Annotated in this window: 10 protein-coding genes; 2 read left to right on the top strand and 8 right to left on the bottom strand. The window is 55.0% G+C overall.

The window, feature by feature from the left end; all coding sequences use genetic code 11:
* The 6 genes from HMPREF2981_RS03885 to HMPREF2981_RS03860 all read right to left on the bottom strand — a co-directional run.
* Positions 1–583: hypothetical protein (locus tag HMPREF2981_RS03885; protein WP_070660896.1), on the bottom strand; the 583-nt coding region annotated here is incomplete at its 3' end.
* Between the two features lie 11 nt (positions 584–594).
* Positions 595–7,575 (bottom strand): DUF6531 domain-containing protein, encoded by a 6,981-nt coding sequence (locus HMPREF2981_RS03880; RefSeq protein WP_070660894.1) that lies wholly within the window; start codon positions 7,573–7,575, stop codon positions 595–597.
* 232 nt (positions 7,576–7,807) lie between these two features.
* Positions 7,808–8,806, bottom strand: coding sequence for an NUDIX hydrolase (locus tag HMPREF2981_RS03875; protein WP_004005347.1), 999 nt, complete (start codon positions 8,804–8,806; stop codon positions 7,808–7,810).
* 248 nt (positions 8,807–9,054) lie between these two features.
* Complete coding sequence (locus tag HMPREF2981_RS03870) at positions 9,055–11,307, bottom strand: RNA degradosome polyphosphate kinase (RefSeq protein ID WP_048779607.1); 2,253 nt, start codon at positions 11,305–11,307, stop codon at positions 9,055–9,057.
* Between the two features lie 127 nt (positions 11,308–11,434).
* Positions 11,435–12,574: a mycothiol synthase gene (gene mshD, locus HMPREF2981_RS03865; RefSeq protein WP_070660891.1), complete on the bottom strand. Its 1,140-nt coding sequence runs from the start codon at positions 12,572–12,574 to the stop codon at positions 11,435–11,437.
* A 124-nt stretch (positions 12,575–12,698) separates the two neighbouring features.
* Positions 12,699–13,403 carry a winged helix-turn-helix transcriptional regulator gene (locus tag HMPREF2981_RS03860; RefSeq protein ID WP_004005341.1) on the bottom strand — a complete coding sequence of 235 codons (705 nt, stop codon included), beginning with the start codon at positions 13,401–13,403 and terminating at the stop codon, positions 12,699–12,701.
* Positions 13,404–13,895: 492 nt separating this feature from the next.
* Here HMPREF2981_RS03860 and HMPREF2981_RS03850 point away from each other — a divergent pair, with 492 nt between their 5' ends.
* Together HMPREF2981_RS03850 and HMPREF2981_RS03845 are read left to right on the top strand one after the other, a co-directional pair.
* Positions 13,896–14,573: a heme-binding beta-barrel domain-containing protein gene (locus HMPREF2981_RS03850; RefSeq protein WP_004005340.1), complete on the top strand. Its 678-nt coding sequence runs from the start codon at positions 13,896–13,898 to the stop codon at positions 14,571–14,573.
* A gap of 110 nt (positions 14,574–14,683) precedes the next feature.
* Complete coding sequence (locus HMPREF2981_RS03845) at positions 14,684–15,892, top strand: CAF17-like 4Fe-4S cluster assembly/insertion protein YgfZ (protein WP_070660889.1); 1,209 nt, start codon at positions 14,684–14,686, stop codon at positions 15,890–15,892.
* Between the two features lie 100 nt (positions 15,893–15,992).
* Here HMPREF2981_RS03845 and HMPREF2981_RS03840 read toward each other — a convergent pair whose 3' ends face one another.
* Together HMPREF2981_RS03840 and HMPREF2981_RS03835 are read right to left on the bottom strand one after the other, a co-directional pair.
* Complete coding sequence (locus HMPREF2981_RS03840) at positions 15,993–17,024, bottom strand: 6-phosphofructokinase (RefSeq protein ID WP_070660887.1); 1,032 nt, start codon at positions 17,022–17,024, stop codon at positions 15,993–15,995.
* A gap of 550 nt (positions 17,025–17,574) precedes the next feature.
* Positions 17,575–18,774 (bottom strand): pyridoxal phosphate-dependent aminotransferase, encoded by a 1,200-nt coding sequence (locus HMPREF2981_RS03835; protein ID WP_048779615.1) that lies wholly within the window; start codon positions 18,772–18,774, stop codon positions 17,575–17,577.
* Positions 18,775–19,091: the final 317 nt, after the last annotated feature.

The following is a 19,091-nucleotide window of genomic DNA, read 5'->3' as shown; positions in this document are numbered from 1 at the left end:
GGTCCGGGGCGCCGTTCGGGAAGTTCCTGCGCTGCTCTTCTTCGAAATCAGACCATGGATACCGCACACCCTCACCGGCAATCATCACGTTCTCAGCACCCATCAGTTCCTCAAACTGCGGAATATACGAGGTGGGAAGACCAACGCCATACCCCACCACTACAGGAAACTCTTCATAGATATTTCCACGTAGCCTGGAATAATGATGAACTATACGTTCGATTAGCTGAAGCATGAACTCAGCCCCATACCCCTGATGCAAATCCGGATGGGTAGAGAAGATATCTTCAAAATTCTTATAAAAAACAAAAAGGCCTTTGCGTATATTAATACCGTAGATATCAGTGATATTATCTTTGACCCCCATAGCATTAATATATCCATGCTCAGGAACTTTAAAGTTGAGTTCACGTAGAAGCCTTGTGCCGCAATCCTCAATATCCTCTACATTCGCACAGTCTACTTCAGCGATATACCACCCCTGGTCCTGCAAACGAGGCTTCATGATTTTCTCCCAGTACCCGCTCTCCTGAGTGAACACCGGAACAATGAACTCATCCTTATATTTTTTTTCGTAAGTCATCATGATCTCCTTTAGAAAATTCGCACAAAGGTCTTATAGTGATCAGGAGTGTAATACATACTCCCATCAGAACCGACAATCAAACGCTCTTCACCAGCAGCATTTATCTGGTTAGGAACACGTGACCGCCTCCTAACCTTGTACTTTGTATAATCTATCTCATTCCCAGCGTAATCATGCGTGGGAAGGATACGAGCTTCCTTATTATCAAAAGGCAGAGGATCCGGCACATTCCCAAAACCCTCAGGCTTATGATCCTTATTTTTCCAGTATACTTTCCCATCTTCATAAAGAGATTTAGCGGTTGGAACCACATCATCAGGGATTGTCCCAGTATACTCATCCAGATCAGTCACCATAAATTTATGAGAACCAACCTGAGCCTCAACCGTATTACCATGTCGGGTAACATTCCTAAAACCAGTCATCGCTGTATCTAGATTAGGCTCACTAACTTCAGGACGCCACAGGGCAAATTCAGGCCTACCTTTCGATAAGTCAGCAGAAGATCCTTGTCCTTTACGCGTTTTAAAGTACTCTTCTCGCAGCTCGCGAGCCTTATCAACCCCGTACACGTTGTACGTTCCAGGCTCTTCAGAAGGCACATACCGAGAGCTGTCCTTAGTATTCTTCACAAGAGTCTTTTTGAAGTCATCACCAGCGAGATATGTGGCCGTCTGATCACCATTTTGCAGCTTAGAACCCGGAGGATGCTCCACCCAAGATGCATGTTTACCATCTGTAGCAGGTTTCTCTAATGATGGAGAATCACTAGCCGCACCTTTCGCCGGAGGCAGGTTCTCAACCTTCGGTCCCTCCACAGGTTTCAGCTGCACATTGGGTTCGTGTACTGTTCCTGATGTCCTGTGGTCGAGAGATCCGGTATGGGTAGGTTTGGGTCCGTTGGGTATGTCTATCTGATGTGGGCTATTGTGCGGCGTGGGATGCACTTTGGGCACTACGTGCTCGATGCCCAGCAGGCTGGTGCGCGTCCATGTGGCAATGCGGTCTTGGATTCCGTTGATGCGGGTTTTGACGGCATTAACGGTGTTTTGGGTTTTAATGACAACAGGGGACGTCTTAACCCGATCAACCGTTCTGGAGATAACGGGGACTTTCATCGCCTGGTTGCCGGTGGCGCGTGCTACGGGCGGCCCGGCTTTGAAGAGCATCCCTATGAGTGCGGCTGTGAGTGCTTCTTTCCCGCCTTCCTGAAGGGCGTAAGCCTGCACTTTATCCCAGTCGATATTGCCGTCGGGGGTGTGGAAATCCATGCCATCAGCGGCACCGTTGGCGGCACCAGAAATAAAACCAACACCGCCGGCCAAGAGGATACTTGTCGGCGCTATGAACAGGGAACCAATAACACCTACAAGAGCCAGAAGGCGCAGACTCTGCTGCATGAAACGTTCGCCTTCTTGGCTCTGATACTTACGGTAATCTGCAACCGTCATGGGGCGCTCACCCCGAGGGTCCACATACTCCAGCGGATTATTGCCTGCATATGCGTAAACGTCAGCAAACCAGGATGAACCAGCTATTGCGGCCTTCGGGTCTGTTGAGAGGAAACGACGTGAAGGGCTGTCATAGACGCGAGCGCCTAGCATATCTAGACCGGCTACGCGTAGCGACCCTGCACCCGTGAACTCGAAACCGGTGGGCATCCCGGGCACCGGGGTAGCGCTTGCAGAGGGCACGCCCCAGTCTGTCGGCAGTCCGGGTGTGCTACCTAATGCCGAATCGAGGGCGTTGCCGGTCAATCCGGGGACGTTGAGGGTATGCCAAGGTGTCACTCCGCCGGGTATGCCCGCCTGTGAAAAGCCGCCGTCAGAGCTGGGCGCGCTCGTTGCCCCAGCACCCAGAAGATGCGGAATATCCGACCTGGCATCCCACATGAGAGGCACTGTAATGCCCTCACCATCAGAAACAGCGGATACCTCACCCACCGCGTCAGAAATCAGTGAAGTGCGTGAAATACCTACACGTGAGGAAACAGAGTCTGTTACCGATGTCAGGCCGCCGTAGGCACCCCAGCTATATTCGCGAGAGTATGAGGCACCGGTGAGCTTATCGGTCGTGACTTCACCACTACGTTCGCCTGCCAGATTGTAGGTGTATTCCGTGATGTTGTGAGCGGCAAGCTCCCCAGCGTCGCCTCGTGCACCTGCGTATGCGCGAGCTTCAACGGTGACTAACTGGTTCGCTTCGTTATGGGTGAAGATACGCTCACCCTCCAGAACACGAGAGTCTGCAGCCGAGCGTTCAGATCCGTTAGAAGTATCGAGAGCAAAGACGCGCTCGCGCATCATGACTCCGGCTTTGTACTCCCACTCCCACACGTGGGATGCTGAACGGGCGCCCACAAGCTGCCCGGCATCGTCATAGGAGTACAGCACAAGACCATCCTGTGAAGTATCAGATCCCGTTGAATCCAGCCCAATCACACGGCCGTTATGGTCACGGATCACTTGTGTGCGTTCAAGAACCTTTGATTCTTCAAGCCCTCGGACATCGGCGAGTACCTGTTCCCGCACATAGTCTGAGATTAGCCCGGTAGTGCGCTCGTGCGTCCAGGAAGACACCATATCTCCCACCCGAATCCGCGTGAGACGTCCCAGAGGATCGTAGGAGAATACTGAAGAGATAACGTCGTGAGCGGGCTGTCCCGTGGCGTGTGTTGTTACAGCTACCGTTCGACCGGCGCCATCTACGGTGCGTGTAGATTTTGCGTAAGGGGTTACTGACGTGATCAGATAACCATCGGCATCATACGAGTACGTCAGCGTATATGCGCCGGTTTTGATAAAGGCATTCAAAGCGTGAAGACGCTCGTGTATATCATCGTCTGCATGAGCGTTGCTTTGCTCGTCCGATCTTAGGAATCCTGAACGGCTGCGAGAAATCAGACGGTCGGAGGAATCATAGACAAAACGATGCTCAAGGTACGGCTTTTCGGTACCCGCAAAGGCGGAAGAATCGCGGTCCCTGAGTGCAGAAGCTGAGGCGTAGTCACGCACCGTCACGGTTCGATGACCAACAGATGATACTCCGGGGGAGTACGAATACTCCGCCGCGCACACACCATTGACGCTCAAAGACGCAAGCAGACCGCCACCCTGATAGTCGTAGGAGTATGCACGGGTTCGCTCACCATTATTTTCAGACAGCAGACGACCTGCGGCATCGTAGGTGTATGTAGATGTTATCTCTGCCGTAGAACCCGCGCCCTTAACGGTGCGGATAAGCTGACCTGCGGCGTCATAAATATACGTGGTGACCTGGCCGGTCGCATCCAGGGTGCGCACCATCTGCCCAGCAGCGTCATACTCGAAATGGGTGCGATACCCTAAGGCATCTACAGCAGTCACTAGCTGACCGGCTGCATCATAGATGAATCTGCGGTTACCAGCGCTGTTATCACTCATGCGGATCAGGCGTGAGCACCGGTTGTATGCATACGTTGCCGTGCGAGCCCCATGCTGCACCCGTACGATCCGGCCAAGGGCATCGTACGTCGTATGTTCAGTTGTGCCGTCAGGATAGGTTCGGGCAATAATTCGAGATGCGGCGTCGTAGGTTAGCGTTGTGTACGCCCAAGCGGTAGGTTCTTCCCACTCCACGTTCTCGCCCACCGTCGGCTTCTGCTTGGGCACGCTTAGCCCCACGCCCATGCGCCGCAGCCGCCCGGCTTGATCATAGTCGAATATTTGGGTGCGTCCCGCCGCAGATACCTCGCGTATCAGCCGGTTTGCCGCATCGTAGGTGCGGCGGGTGAGTCCGCCATGAGCATCAAGAGTTTCAACAGGATTGCCTGCGGCGTCATAGGTTGTAAACTCGGTAACAGTTTCGCTGTTTCTTGGGGACGCACTCGGTGACTTTGAGTTTTGAGATGCACGTCTAACCGGCTGCGAAGAGGCGAAATTTTGGGTATTGTTCTCGCCCTCAATAATCACCCGTCCCAGATAATCGACGTGACGGAATGAAGATCCGAGTATTCCGCCGGAGGACGTAGTTTCTTTGCCCGTTCTACGGTCTACAGTGCGGTGCGTAACAACACCGGTAGCATCCGTAATCTGGCTGATTTCGCCAGCCAAGTCGTAGTCAAACTCACTCCGGGCACCCAGAGGATCTGTCACCGCAATAAGTTGTGACAGGCCATCGTATTCATAGTTGGTTACGGCACCGAGGGCATTAATAGTCTTGACCATGTTGCCCCAGGCATCAAATACTGCGCGGTTGGTACGACCCAGTGGATCGGTGACAGCGGTGATTTGGTTGCCGTTATTGTACTCAAAGTGTGTGACATGACCGTAAGGATCTGTCAAAGAAACGGGCAGCTGACCTATAGGCCGCGATGTATCGCGTACACGGTGAGTGTCGCTTTGGCGTACAAAAGCAGGAACATCCAGCTCTTCGGGAGCAAGTTCAGGGTACGTGAGGGACCAGCGTGAACCGGCAGCATCCGTAACCGAGGCGAGTTGCCCGGCGGAGTTCCAATGCGTAGCGGTTACGTGACCTAGAGCATCCTTAACCTGCACTATTCGACCGTGTTTGTCGTACTCTAGATGGACTGTATCGCCAACGCCGTTTGTTATGCTGATCAGTTCTTGACGTGCGTTATAGGTGTATGTGGTACGTACACCGGTGGGGTCAGTAACGCTTAGAAGGTTGCCGTACTCATCCCAGCTATATTCTGTAGTATGCCCATTCCCATCGGTCATAGTGATGGGGTTTGGGTTTGCACCTGTTGATTCGTAGGTATATGACACTACCACGGGATCACCGGGGTTGAGCCGATCACGGAAATCACATACAGAGGTCGTGAGCAGGCGGTTATGTTCGTCCCAGGTGTACTTAGACAGTGCGCCCTCGGGGGTAAGTTGTTTCGCTAAACGACTGTGAGAGTCGTAGGAACGGCTTATCGTAGAACCATCGCGTTCAGTAACGCTGATGCGGTTGCCGAACTTATCGTAGCGCATGACTTGGCGGCTGCCATCAGCAGCCGTCATAGAGCTAAGACGTCCGTGTTCATCCGAGCGCCAAATATTAGAGCTGTCGCCGGTTATCGCGTCAGCAACAATCGTCATAATGCCCGGAGCATAGACGAAAGACACTTCACGGGAATGTTCAGTCAGCTGGTGGACCACACGTCCTTGGCCGTCATAGGTATTAGTGACTTCACGGTGGCCGTTCACGTCCCACACTTCTTCAATAAGGCGCTTAGCGTTATGGGTGTAACGACGAATACCGTCGGGACGGTTAACCGCTGCTAGCAGATCATCATCGTCATAAATGTAGGTGACGGTATCAAGTATCTGCACATCATGATCTATAAGGTAGGTGCTGGCAGATTCAGGGCGAATACGGTTATAACGGGGTGAGTTGCCGTAGCGTATCTGAAGACCTCGACCTGAGGCCGGGTGAACAATGTCAGTCAGCTCTAACGCACCCGTTGCGGAATCCGATGAGTAAAGAGGCAGTGTTAAGGTTGCATAATGCCCCTCCATCACGCCTGTCCAGGCACCAGAAGGATCGTAGAAGTATCGAACGTGCTTGGAGTTGTAAACAACCCAATAATATGCGGGTGCAGTAGGTGCGCTGACCTTGCGCCCAGCGTTCTCTGCCGTCTTGATTGCTTTTGTCGTCGCTGTGGAAACATAGCTGTAAAGCTCGTCGCCGGGAACAGTTTTGCTAAGCCAATATGATTCGGAAGGAACACGACCAAAACCGTCGCCCATACGAGGGAATGCAAGAGTCCGACCATCAGGCGTGTGCCATACAGCGCCCGTGTTACTCAACGTAAGTTGAGTATCAAGCGTAGAAGACCAACCGAGACCAAAGATGCCCGAAGGGGCTTCTTCGGGATAGGTAACGGCAACGCTGTTGTACATACGTTCAAGCTTGATGAGCGATGCCGCAGGAGCATGCTCGAAGGAGAGATCACACTCATGCTCAATGAAATTCCCTGTGGCAACATTTACGGGATCAAGCGCATATCCCGCTGAGTATACCGCGCCGGTTATTGTCGCACGAGAAACGTCAATACTCGGACGATCTGTAGAAATTTTCTGTTCCTTCAGATAATTCCGGATATACCCCGTATTAAGGTACTGCGGATAATCCAAAAAATCTGCTTCAGAATAAATAGGGCCTAACATTCCTTGAGAACCAGCCGTCGCGAAAGCTTCCGCAACAGTGAGAATCCAACGAACATCAGATTGGTTGGCATCAACCCATTTTGCGATCGAGTTAAAAAGGCTTACGGCATCAAAAACACCCCATGATGTATGCTCAGCGAAAGAGCTGTAGCATTTGGTGATATTGGAGTAAAGCTCAGCAATTCTTTGATCTGACTTAGAGTTCTTTTGCGCAAATGTCACGAGGTTGCCGGGAATAGCCGAGGTAGTCTCGGTAGCATCCTGGGCGGCGTCCCGAGCTCTCTTTTCGGCGCGATGCGTACGGTTGCGCCCAATAACCTCTGCATTTCTGCCCGTATTACGGGATTTGATAATCGGGGCGCGTTCGTCGAACTTGGGACCTTCGTTATCTAGATTAGGCTGTGGTTGGGGAGGGTAATGAGCAGCGGGATCTTTCTGAAAACTTATAAATGTATTTCGATTATCATTTTCAATGTTATCTCTGATCTTCCGTTTTTCTTCCTCCCAGTTTGCCATAGCCTCACGGAATTTTTTACGATTCTCATTTTCTTGGTGTGCAGCATCAATATACTTCTGCAGGTCGGTAGCGGCATCGCCCAGGGCTGTAATCAGGTTTTTACATTCAGAGATGGAATATTTACAGTTCTGATCAAAAACTCGTGCGAAATGTCCTTTAAACTCACGTTGGGCTATGCCAATATACCGCTGCCGTTCCGGAAGCTGTATTTCTAACTTCCTTTTTAAATATCTGAATATACTGAGCAGAATATCGGCATGATTAAAATCGAACTCAACATCACGCTCTAGAACGTGCATGTTGTCGTATTCGCCCATAGTTTATGTATCTTCCGTGATGCGTGGCTGGAAACTATGCTGAACCTAAGTGAAAGGTTGAAGCTCAACTTATGTTACCAGATGTGAACCCCCGATATGAGCACATCCTGTAGGGGTCTGAGGCGTTGCATGAGCCTGTCTAGTCATCTGGAATACTTGAGCCCCTCGAAAGTTTTCGAGGGGGCTCAAAACTCGCGCACTTCCATGCGCATGAACCGCGAAAGTTCTGGTGCTAATCAATAACCGGGCGGATGGTCTCAACCGAGACGATACCACCGTGCTCGGCGGTTGAGACCTGCAGGATTACCGCATCCCCTGGCTCCATATAGGGGTCTTCGGTGGGAAGAATTTTCGCCGAACCCTTCATGAGGTGGCCTTTAAGAGCTTTAAAAACCAGCGGAAAAACGGGGCGATGCGTGCATAGCAGCGAAGGAACTTCCTTTACGAACAGCGATTCGGTCACTTTTGCCGTGCGTTTAGGATGCCCTGCCGCGCCGCTCTCTGAGAGGGACTTCTTCTCTTTGATCGCGATTGCATGGTCGTTCGCATAGGGCGCCACGGTCTGCATGCACCGCAGCCATGGAGACGAAAGCAAACGGGTGGGGGAGTATGCCTCCAGAAGGTGGCTATGCGCAAGCGCCTGGCGTTTACCGGTTCCCGCGAGCGGACGCTCGTCGTCGGCGGCAGTCCAGTTAGACCGTGGTTTTGCCTTGGCGTGCCGCATAATGACGACCGGGCGAGTGTGCAGAGTACCGGCTTTATGGTGAGCAACGAGCGCATCCAAAGGCTCGTGATCGGTGCTGTTGCTCAAGAGCTTGCGTGCCTCTTTGGGGGTTACCCAGCGGATTTCATCAACTTCGCCTTCGTCAGCGCGGGGATGCTCACCCACAGGCAACTGTGCGGCCCAGTAGAACACATCCTTGGGGCGCCCCGAGACCATATAGTTGGTGACCGCCAGCGGCACGCCGAGGGTTATTCTGAGGGTGACTTCTTCGCCTACCTCACGAACGGCGGTTTCAACGAGCGATTCGCCCGCATCCTGTTTGCCTTTGGGCCAAGACCAGTCGTTATAGCGGGGCCGGTGAATCATGAGCACTTCAAGTTTTTCCCCGTGCAAGCGCCAGACGAGGGCACCTGCGGCAACGACAGGCGCTGTGTTTTCGCGGGTGCGGGTGATGGCGAGTGAATTATCGTATACGTGGGCGGAATAGTACGTTGATTCGGTGGTCACGGGATCCTCTACGAGCTGGTAGTGATGATGCGGTGTACTCCCATTCTAGGGGAAAAATCTTCAGAGGCGTCACCGTCCCGTAACCTTGTGTTCACCTTCGTAGTAAAAATCCGAATGTTACGTGGCTTGGCGCCCTGCGGAGCGCAATTATGGGCATATAGTGTGGCTTTCAGACCGAAAATTCACTATAGTGCTACTTTTCGGCCTGAAAGCCACCTGCATACAGAAGTTACGGAAGGGGAAAACCGCTAAATCTTGTCGTGGTTCTTCCGGGAGCGCGAGCGCAGGTAATAGGACTGCACATCGCGCAGCGGGTTGCCGTCGGCATCGGTATCGAAACGCTTCCACGTGCCGTCACCCGAGAGATGCCAGGTGCGGGATTCATCGCTCATGTAGACCGTGAACATGTCGAGCAGGTACTTGATATGGCGGGGGTCTTTGACCCTTACGAGCGCCTCGATGCGGCGGTCGAGGTTGCGGTGCATCATATCGGCAGACCCGATATAGACGATGGGCTCGCCCGCGTTCTCGAACGCGAAGATACGCGAGTGCTCTAGAAAGCGCCCAAGCACCGAACGCACCCGGATATTCTCGCTGAGGCCAGGCACACCGGGGCGCAGGGCGCAAATACCGCGCACGACCACATCGACGGGAACTCCCGCCTGCGAGGCACGGTAGAGGGAATCGATAATCGCCTCGTCCACCATGGAGTTGCACTTGATCTGGATGCGCGCTTCCTTACCAGCCTTATGGTTCTCAATTTCGCGGTTGATGCACTCGATGAGCCCGCTGCGCAGCGAACGCGGGGCGACGAGCAGCGATTTGTAGGTGGTTTTCGGTGCGTACCCGGAGAGCTGGTTGAACAGGCGCGAGACGTCCTCACAAATTTGCTCGTCACAGGTGATAATGCCGAGGTCTTCGTAGAACCGTGCGGTGGAGGGATGGTAGTTGCCGGTGCCGATGTGTGCGTAACGGCGCAGCTGGTTGCCTTCGCGGCGCACTACCAAGGAGAGCTTGCAGTGGGTTTTCAGTCCGACCAGACCGTAGACCACATGCACGCCTGCGCGTTCGAGTTTGCGCGCCCAGGAGATATTGGCTTCTTCGTCGAACCGGGCCTTAATTTCAACGAGGGCGACAACCTGTTTGCCTGCTTCGGCGGCTTCGATCAGCGCATCGACAATGGGGGAGTCGCCGCTGGTGCGGTAGAGGGTCTGCTTGATAGCCTGTACCTTCGGGTCGGCCGCCGCTTGCGCAAGAAACGCCTGCACACTGGTGGCGAAGGAATCGTAGGGGTGGTGCAAAAGTACATCGTGATCGCGGGTTGCGGCAAACACGTCCGCCTCTTTGGCGGTTTCGGCGGCGTTGAGCCAGCGGGAGGTATGCGCAATATGCTTGGGGTAGTGCAACGCGGGACGGTTGGCGCGCACGATCGCGCCCATACCACGCAAATCCAGAGGCGCGGGGAGCTTGTATACTTCGGAGTCGTCGATATTGAGCTCAGAAATGAGCAGGTCGAGGATCGTGGGGTTGATCGTATCTTCAACCTCAAGACGCACGGGCGGACCGAAACGGCGGCGCAGCAGCTCCTTTTCGAGGGCCTGCAGCAGGTTCTCGGCATCGTCCTCTTCAACCTCAAGGTCTTCGTTACGGGTTACGCGGAAGACATGGTGCTCAACAACCTCCATGCCGGGGAAGAGCGTGTCAAGGTGCTCGGCAATAATGACCTCTAGCGGAATATAGCGGGATTCCTTGCCGGTCGTGTTGGCGGCGCGGGGACCATCCACCGAAATCATGCGGTCAAGCTGATCGGGCACCTTCACACGCGCGAAAAGTTCCTTGCCGGTCTGCGGGTTACGCACCAGCACCGCAAGATTCAGTGAAAGCCCCGAAATATAGGGGAAGGGGTGCGCCGGGTCTACCGCGAGCGGGGTGAGAATCGGGAAAATATCGCGCAGGAATTCTTGGCGCAAACGGGTTTTAGCGTCTGCATCCAAGTCATCCCAGCCCACAATATGAATGTTCTGTTTTTTCAGCTCGGGAAGTATCTGCTCATGGAAAACCTGGGCGTGGCGTTTCTGCAGGCTGTGAGCGGCGGTCGAGATCGCCTCCATCTGTTCGTCAGGGCTCAACCCTGCGGCGGAAGGTACCGCGAGTCCGGTAGCGATGCGGCGTTTGAGCCCCGCCACGCGCACCATAAAGAACTCGTCAAGGTTCGAGGCCACGATAGACAGAAAATTCAGGCGCTCCAGCAGGTACAGATCAGGGTCTTCGGCAAGCTCCAGCACCCGGGAATTAAAATCGAGCCAGCTGCTTTCACGGTCGAGAAAACGCTCGGCACCAAAATCGCCTTCGATATTGGGTAGATCGAGTTTTTCTCCCGCCTCAATGCGGTCGGCACGGGTATCGGCACGCTCAATCTTCGAGATATCGTTTCCGATGTGAATCAACCCGGTCATCGGTGCCGGTTCGGTATTCTTTTTAGTATGCGGGTGGGGTGCCACAGGCTATTCCTTACTATGTTGAGGGACTAAGTTTACGATGCGCCGCTCGTCATCGAGCACAACGCAGAAAGAACGTTCGGTACGGGTATGAGCCGGTAAAGAACCCGCGCCCCACCCCGAATAAACGCTAGATGCTGCCGGTCGAGATAACCGCTGTGGTAACAGCGGAGAGCACGCTCGCATCCACACCGTTAGACGAACTCTTGCCGGACCCGCGTTCGGGGGCGTACATGCGATCCACGGTCGCAACTGCGAACCCTAACGATTCATAGAGCTTCAACGCAGGGGCGTTATCGGCGTCCACATACAGTTCGATCGCGTGCAGAGGCTCACCGTTTTCGTCGGATGCAAGCGCCAAATACGCCAGGGCACGCAGGGTCACGGTGCGCCCCAGACCGCTACCCTGGGCGTTTGGACTGACCCCCACCACATAAATCTCACCCGCAGGCACCAGATCATCGAGCGGCTGCCCCGGCTCGGTCTGAGCGGTGGGAATTTTTGTCCACGTAAACGCCGCAATATTATGCGGGTCTTCCCGCTCAGAGATGAGAAAGAACCCCTCCGGGCGGAACCAGTCGCTGCCGGTGCGCTCGCGTAAGTCCGCGAGAGTCAGGCGACCTTGTTCGGGGTGCTCGGCGAAGGCTTCCGCGTTAACGCGAAGCCAGGAGTTTTCGTCGGCGGGGGTGAAGGTGCGCAGCTCAAGCGAGTCGGGCAGGGCGCGCGCATCTGAGAGCTCGGCAAGATTCTCACGGGTTTGCTCGTCAAGCGGAAGTACCATTTTGTACAGCACGCGTACCGGGGTGAAACCTGCGGCTTCGGCGAGCTCATTGGTGGGACTCTCAATACCGGTGTCGGTTGCGCTTCCGTGTACCCAGAGATTGTAGTTGGCGGCCTCGCTTCCTAAATCCTCAATAACGCGAGTGAAGAAGGCAGAACCGAGCCCCTGCCCGCGCATCTGCGGGTGAACGGCTGCCTCAAGTACACCGGGCTCGTCGGAGTCTTCGGGGGAGGGAACGGCAACGAGTACAGCCTGTAACTCGCGATTATCAGCGGCCGGAGTGAATGCGAAAACTTGCGGTTTAACCAGACTCTCACCGCGCACCGCTTTCGAGAGCTCCACCAGAGTTTGCTCGGAGAAAGCCGGGGTGCCGTCGTGCTTCTGTACGGCGCGTGCGAACTGCGTGAAATGCTCTAGAAACTCAGCATTGAGGGGCATATTTTCGTAGTGCCCAGAGTCGAGGGTGAAGTTTTCGGGTGATGCCGCCATTCTCGCCTTCTTTCACATTGCCTACTGTTTAACTCTACCGGGTGAAAGCCTGCGTTTGAACCGGTTTGATGCAATAAGCACAATCTTCGAAGCACCAGAAAAAGAAAAGTATTTCGCCGCGCCGTTAGTCTTCTGCAGAAGGATCATGATGCGTATTCTGCGCGTGGAACGAATATCCCACGTTGCGCACCGTGGTAATCATCTGTTCGTGCTCAGAACCGAGCTTTGAACGCAGTCGGCGAACGTGTACATCGACCGTGCGCGTACCGCCATAGTACGAATCGTAGCCCCAGACCTCCGAGAGTAGCTGCGCCCGCGAAAATACTCGCCCGGGATGCTGAGCCACAAACTTCAAAAGCTCAAATTCCTTGAAGGTCAGGTTGAGTGCCGCTCCGTTCAGATGCGCCGAATAGGTTTGTGCATCAATGACCAGATTGCCGATGCGGATAATCTGCTGGCTGCGATCGTCCGTATCTTTGAGCTCGGGCGCCGTAACCAACAGGCGCAGGCGAGCATCCATTTCGGAGGGCGAAGCCTGGTCCAGCACAATATCGTCCACCTGCCACGAGGCGGAAACAGCCGCCATTCCGCCCTCGGTCAGGACAATCATGAGCGGGATAGTGATCCCCGCAGTCTTCAGAAGTTGGGCGGTATTGCGTGCTTTGAGCAGATTTTGGCGCGCATCCAGAATAACAATATCGTGTTCCGTGCCGATAGTACTCAGGGGCGAATCGAGGGGAAGCTCAATCACACGGTGGCTGAGCAGGCTGAGGGCAGGAATGAGTTCTTGCGCTCGTGGCGCATCGCTCAGTAACGCAATGCGGTACATACACCCTCCTGAATCTGCAATCCTTACTCGCACGGTTTTGTACTATTTTACTCATGCCTTTGTGTGCTCTTCGGGCACAGTACCTTCAACGGAGCTAAAACACGCAGCAGCGGTGCGCGTTAAAGTTATTTTTACCCAGGAGAAAGCGCCGTGATCCGTGCTTTAGTTCAGCTATCTATGGTATTTTTAAGGCATGGACAACATCTTGTACTTAGAGATCTTCTTCATCTGCTTGATGGCTCTCATCTCGGTATGCATCGCCGTTGGTGCATACGCAGTACTTAAGGGTCTCTTCGCAGGGCAGAAGTAGAGCGTAAAATTTTTTGAGCCGAGGAAGGCTCACGGTGCCCCCGGTTAACGCTGAGGCACCCCGGGCGGGGTGCGCAGACAGTGCCGGGGGCTTTTGTATACCCGGCTCTCGTGCATCCCAGCCTATAGCGAAATAGCCCACGTTTTGAACTGCTGGCCACACAAAACCCCTAGAATAGGGGAATGGCAATTGAAATTCCAACCAACCTAACCCCCGAGCTCGTTCCCTTTGCATGGCTTCTGGGTACCTGGGAAGGTACCGGAACCATGTGGTACGAAGGACAAGAGAATACCCCCTTCGGGCAGATTATTAACTTCACCCAAGACGGTCTGCCCTACCTTGAATACCGCGCCGAGTCTTTCCTGCTCGACGATAACGGGCAAAAGCTGCGTCCTATCACTATCGAGACCGGTTTTTGGCAGATCGACCGTCCCCTCACGGATGCCGACGGCGGGTTCGGGCTGGTACCCAAAGATATCGTCCCCGCTTTTGCCGATGCGGAATCGGTTGAAACTCTGCGCAACGAAGATGATGGGTTCAATCTGATCGCCACCATCGCGCACCCCGGCGGAATCAGTGAAAACTACGTAGGCATGATTAAGGGACCGGTTGTGCGCATGCAGACCGGTAACCTGCTGCGCGACGAAATATCGCACGACTACGCCGGATCCGTGCGTCTGTGGGGCCTTGTAAACGGCAACCTCATGTGGGACTGGGAGATCGCCGATCAGGAAGGCAACCTGCATAAGCACGCCTCGGCGGAACTGCGCAAGACCTCTTCCATGAGCGGTGATTCGCTGGGCACAGGCATGTTCGGTTCCCTTGATGACGGCGCAGAAGAAGGATCCGCCGAAAACTAGGACTACACAGCGCAAAATAAAGCCCGCATACCCGCCGTTCCGCTGCGGTGTGCGGGTTTTGCAGACCGTCTGGCCGCCACTCACGATAAAAACAGCACGAGAGGAACATCATGGGCACTACCGAAAATACCGCCGCCGATGCGCCCGAATACACCCCCACACTCAGCCCACTCATGCAGGTACACGGTGCCTTCGCCGCAGACGGCCCGGATGCGGGCATCGCGGCGCATTACGGCAATCCCCTCGCCGAACAGCGTGCTTTAGTCCGCGATCGTGGAGCCACAACGGGGGACCCCGTAGTTGTGGACCGTTCCTCTCTTGGTGTCGTGAGGGTCTCGGGGCCCGACCACGCCAGCTGGCTCACCTCCCTCGCATCCCAGATTTTGACCGACATGAACCCGGGGGACAGCCGAGAATTTTTACTACTCTCCCCGCAGGGACGCATCGAATATGCACCAGCCGCTGTCGAGGACGGGCAGGCGCTCTGGCTCATCGTCGAAGGTGCACAGGCGGAGCCGCTGACCGACTATCTGAACCGCATGAAGTTCATGCTTCGCGTTGATATTGAGAATATGAGCGGAGAGTACGCCGTTATCGAGACTGCCCGAAACCCGCGCGGGGAACAGGGCGCTATCCATCCGGTCTTTGCGGATGCGCTGATCTGGCGCGACCCGTGGACGGCACTCGTCGAAGGCGGCTACCATTACAGCGCAACGCCTGATGCGCATCCCGGCACCAACTACGAACGGTACCTGAGTATTATTCCCCGCGAAAAGCTCACCACCCTCACGGAAGGCGCCCAGCTGGCGGGCGTCTGGGCGGCGGAGGCGCTGCGCATCGAAGCCTGGCGCCCGCGCGCAGGCACCGAAATCGACAATAAAACCATTCCGCAAGAGCTGGACTACACCCGCACCGCCGTGCACTTCGAGAAGGGATGCTACAAGGGACAGGAAACCGTCGCGCGTGTGCACAACCTGGGACACCCGCCGCGCCGCCTCGTCTTTCTCGACCTTGACGGCTCTGAGCACACCCTGCCCGCAGCGGGCAGCGAACTCTTCGTAGAGGGCAAGCCCCGTGCGGTGGGGCGCATCACCTCGGTGGCGCTGCACCATGAGGCGGGTCCCATAGCGCTCGCCGTCATCAAGCGGGCCGTGGACCCTGCGGCACCTCTGCGTGCGGTAGATACCAGTGAGGCTTCAAGCGATGAATCCTCAACCACTGCGACCGAATATGCCGCAGCACAGACCCTCATCGTCTCTCCCGAGGCCGGCGAAATCGCCCGCAAATCCCTTGCGGGGCAAGACTTCCTCAAGCGCTAACGAACCTTCGAGCGTATAAAAACGCGGGTGCCCGGCCAGAAACACTCTGACCGGGCACCCGTTGCGTTCTGCCTGTGATAGGCGGACTGCCGCCGAACCCTTAGCGGCCGAAGAGAACCGCAGCCTCGTCCCAACGCTCTCGCGGTACCGACTTGAGACCGTCCAGAGCCTCCTCAAGGGGAACGTACTTGATTTCGGTGCCCTGAACCGAGACCATCATGCCCCACTTCTTTTCGTGCACCATATCGACGGCGCCCATACCCAGACGGGTTGCCAGCACGCGGTCGTAGCCGGTGGGTGCGCCGCCGCGCTGAATGTGGCCTAGAATAGTGTTGCGGGTTTCGATACCGGTGCGTTCCTCAATCTCCTGGGTGAGGTATTCACCGATACCGCCCAGGCGGGGGCGACCGTCCTTTTCCGTGCCCTTATTGGCTAGAACTTCGTCAAAGCCTTCGGGAATAAAGCCCTCGGCAACCACGACAAGCGGGGAACGGCCACGGTCGTGCACTTCTTTCACCCAGTGGCAGATCTCGTCCATTGAAACCTTGACTTCGGGAATCAGAATAGCGTGCGCGCCTGCAGCCATGCCGGAGTGCAGTGCGATCCAGCCTACGTGGCGGCCCATCACTTCGGCGACCATGCAGCGGTGATGTGATTCGCCGGTGGTACGAATGCGGTCCATAGCCTCGGTCGCAATAGAAACAGCGGTGTCAAAACCGAAAGTGTAGTCGGTGGCGCGCAGATCGTTATCAATGGTCTTGGGGACACCGATGACGGGCAGACCCGCATCCGCCAGACGCTTAGCACCGGCAAGAGTGCCTTCACCGCCGATAGCAATAATGGCGTCAATCCCGTGACGTTCCATCATAATTTCGATATTTTCGGGTCCGCCGTTAGGTCCATCAAAGGGGTTGGTGCGCGAGGTGCCGATAATAGTGCCGCCGCGGGACGCCAAACCGCGTACTTTCTGCCGCGGAAGGTCCATGAAGTCGCCTTCGACTACGCCACGCCACCCGTCACGAAAACCGACGAATTCGTAGCCGTACTTCTTGACACCGTTGAGAACTGCGCCGCGGATAACGGCGTTGAGACCGGGGCAGTCGCCTCCGGAGGTAAGCAGACCGATTTTCATGATGGCTCCTTATGTCTGCGCGTGTTGGGTGTTCTGCGCGTGGGTAAAAATATGGTCTCCGCCAGCGTCGTGCAATGGATGCGCGAGCTCGGGAGACCGTCCTCTTAGATACTATTTTAGCCGCGTTTGGGTTATGTGGGTAGCTGTGGAATTACTTGTGTTTTGCCACGAAACGGCATTAAAGTTCAGGTTTTAAATACTCAAAGCGCGGAAAAGCGTCTTATCGGGAGAGAACCATATGTGCGGTGGTAGCTCAATGCTGCCGAGAAAGTGTGTGGTATCTGGGGTGTAACCCAGAAAAGCAAGACATTAGGCAAGAAAGCCATTTCTCTGTTCGCTCCATGGGATAACCAAAGCTCGGGTAATAATCTCGATCATGAGAAAACGTTCAGTAAAAGCCTTGAGCTCCTCACCCCGAACCTACAATGCATATGCGAAGCACCCGTCGGACTTTGCGTACACGTCAGAACGGGTGCCTTATGCATGAGATGTATGCGGTGCGATCAGAAGTGCTTAACTACTCTCTTGAGGACCGCAAAAACGCCTAGGTTTAGCGTGCGGAACCGAGTAGCTTCTGCAGACGAGAGATACCCTCCATTAGGTCTTCATCGCTCAGCGCGTAGGAGAGGCGCAGATAACCGCTAGGGCCGAAGGCCTCACCGGGAACCACCGCAACCTCCGCCTCTTCAAGGATGAGCTCGGCGAGTTCGGCAGAGGTTTGGGGGTGTTTGCCCGCAATTTCTTTGCCGAGAAGCCCGCGCACATCCGGGTAGGCGTAGAAGGCGCCCTTGGGGCTAGGGCAGTGAACCCCATCGATCGCGTTTAGCCCGTCTACAATCTTGGTGCGGCGGCGGTTGAACGCGGCATGCATTTCCTCAACGTCATTCTGCGATCCGGTGAGAGCCTCCAGAGCCGCACGCTGTGCGATATTGTTCACGTTCGAGGTCAGGTGTGACTGAAGGTTAGAAGCCGCCTTAACCACATCTTCGGGCCCAATAAGCCAGCCCACGCGCCAGCCGGTCATAGCGTAGGTTTTCGCCACACCGTTGAGAATAACGCATGTATCGGCAAGTTCGGGAACAACCTTGAGTATAGAAACGGAATCAATGCCGTCGTAGGTCAGGTGTTCGTAAATTTCATCGGTCAGCACAAAAACGCCTTTTTCAAGCGCCCACTGACCGATCGCACGAGTCTCCTCCTCGGTGTACACCGCGCCGGTGGGGTTAGAAGGCGAGACAAAGATGAGCGCTTTCGTAGCTGGGGTGTATGCCGCCTCCAGCTGTTCGACGGTGACCTTATAGTCCTGGTCGCTTCCGGCAAAAACCTCGATCGGATTGCCGCCTGCCAAACGGATGCACTCGGGGTAGGTTGTCCAGTACGGGGCAGGGAGCAGAACATCGTCGCCGTCATCGATCACGGTAGCGAAGGCTTCATAGACCGCCTGCTTACCACCGTTTGTAATAAGTACCTGAGAAGGATCGACCTTAACGCCGGAATCACGCAGGGTTTTATCCGCGATAGCCTGTTTGAGCTCGGGCAGACCCGATGCGGGGGAGTAGCGGAAGTTTTTAGGATCATTGAGGGCTTCGCGGGCAGCATCAACAATATGTGCGGGCGTAGGAAAATCGGGTTCACCGGCACCGAAACCAATTACGGGACGTCCGGCTGCCTTGAGTGCTTTAGCTTTGGAATCGACGATAAGGGTTGCTGAGGGTGCAATTGCGCCGATACGGCTGGATATGCGCGCCATATGTGAATGTACTCGCTTTCATAGTTATTCCGCCGTGCGCCTTCGAGAGGGCTCTACGCGGCAGGCGGAATCGTGAAGTATCTCTCCTAAAGTGAAACTCGGCGGTGCGTGTGTGAGGCACGTCGAGCCCTTCTTATAAGCATAGAGAACATTGAGGGGGTGGAGAAAGTGTATATGCAAGATTTTTAAGTGCGAAGCCCGAAAAGCGCAAAATATTGCCTCCATTACTGTGTAGAAAGTTGCCAAAGACGCGAGGCTTAGGATAGAGTTATGTCAGCACCCCATGAGGGTGTTTTAGTTTGCCTCCTCGTGGGCCC

Origin of the sequence: Rothia sp. HMSC069C01, assembly GCF_001814655.1 — a bacterium.
In the GTDB taxonomy this organism is placed as follows: Bacteria; Actinomycetota; Actinomycetes; order Actinomycetales; family Micrococcaceae; genus Rothia; species Rothia dentocariosa.
This window is presented reverse-complemented; position numbering and strand designations above follow the sequence as displayed.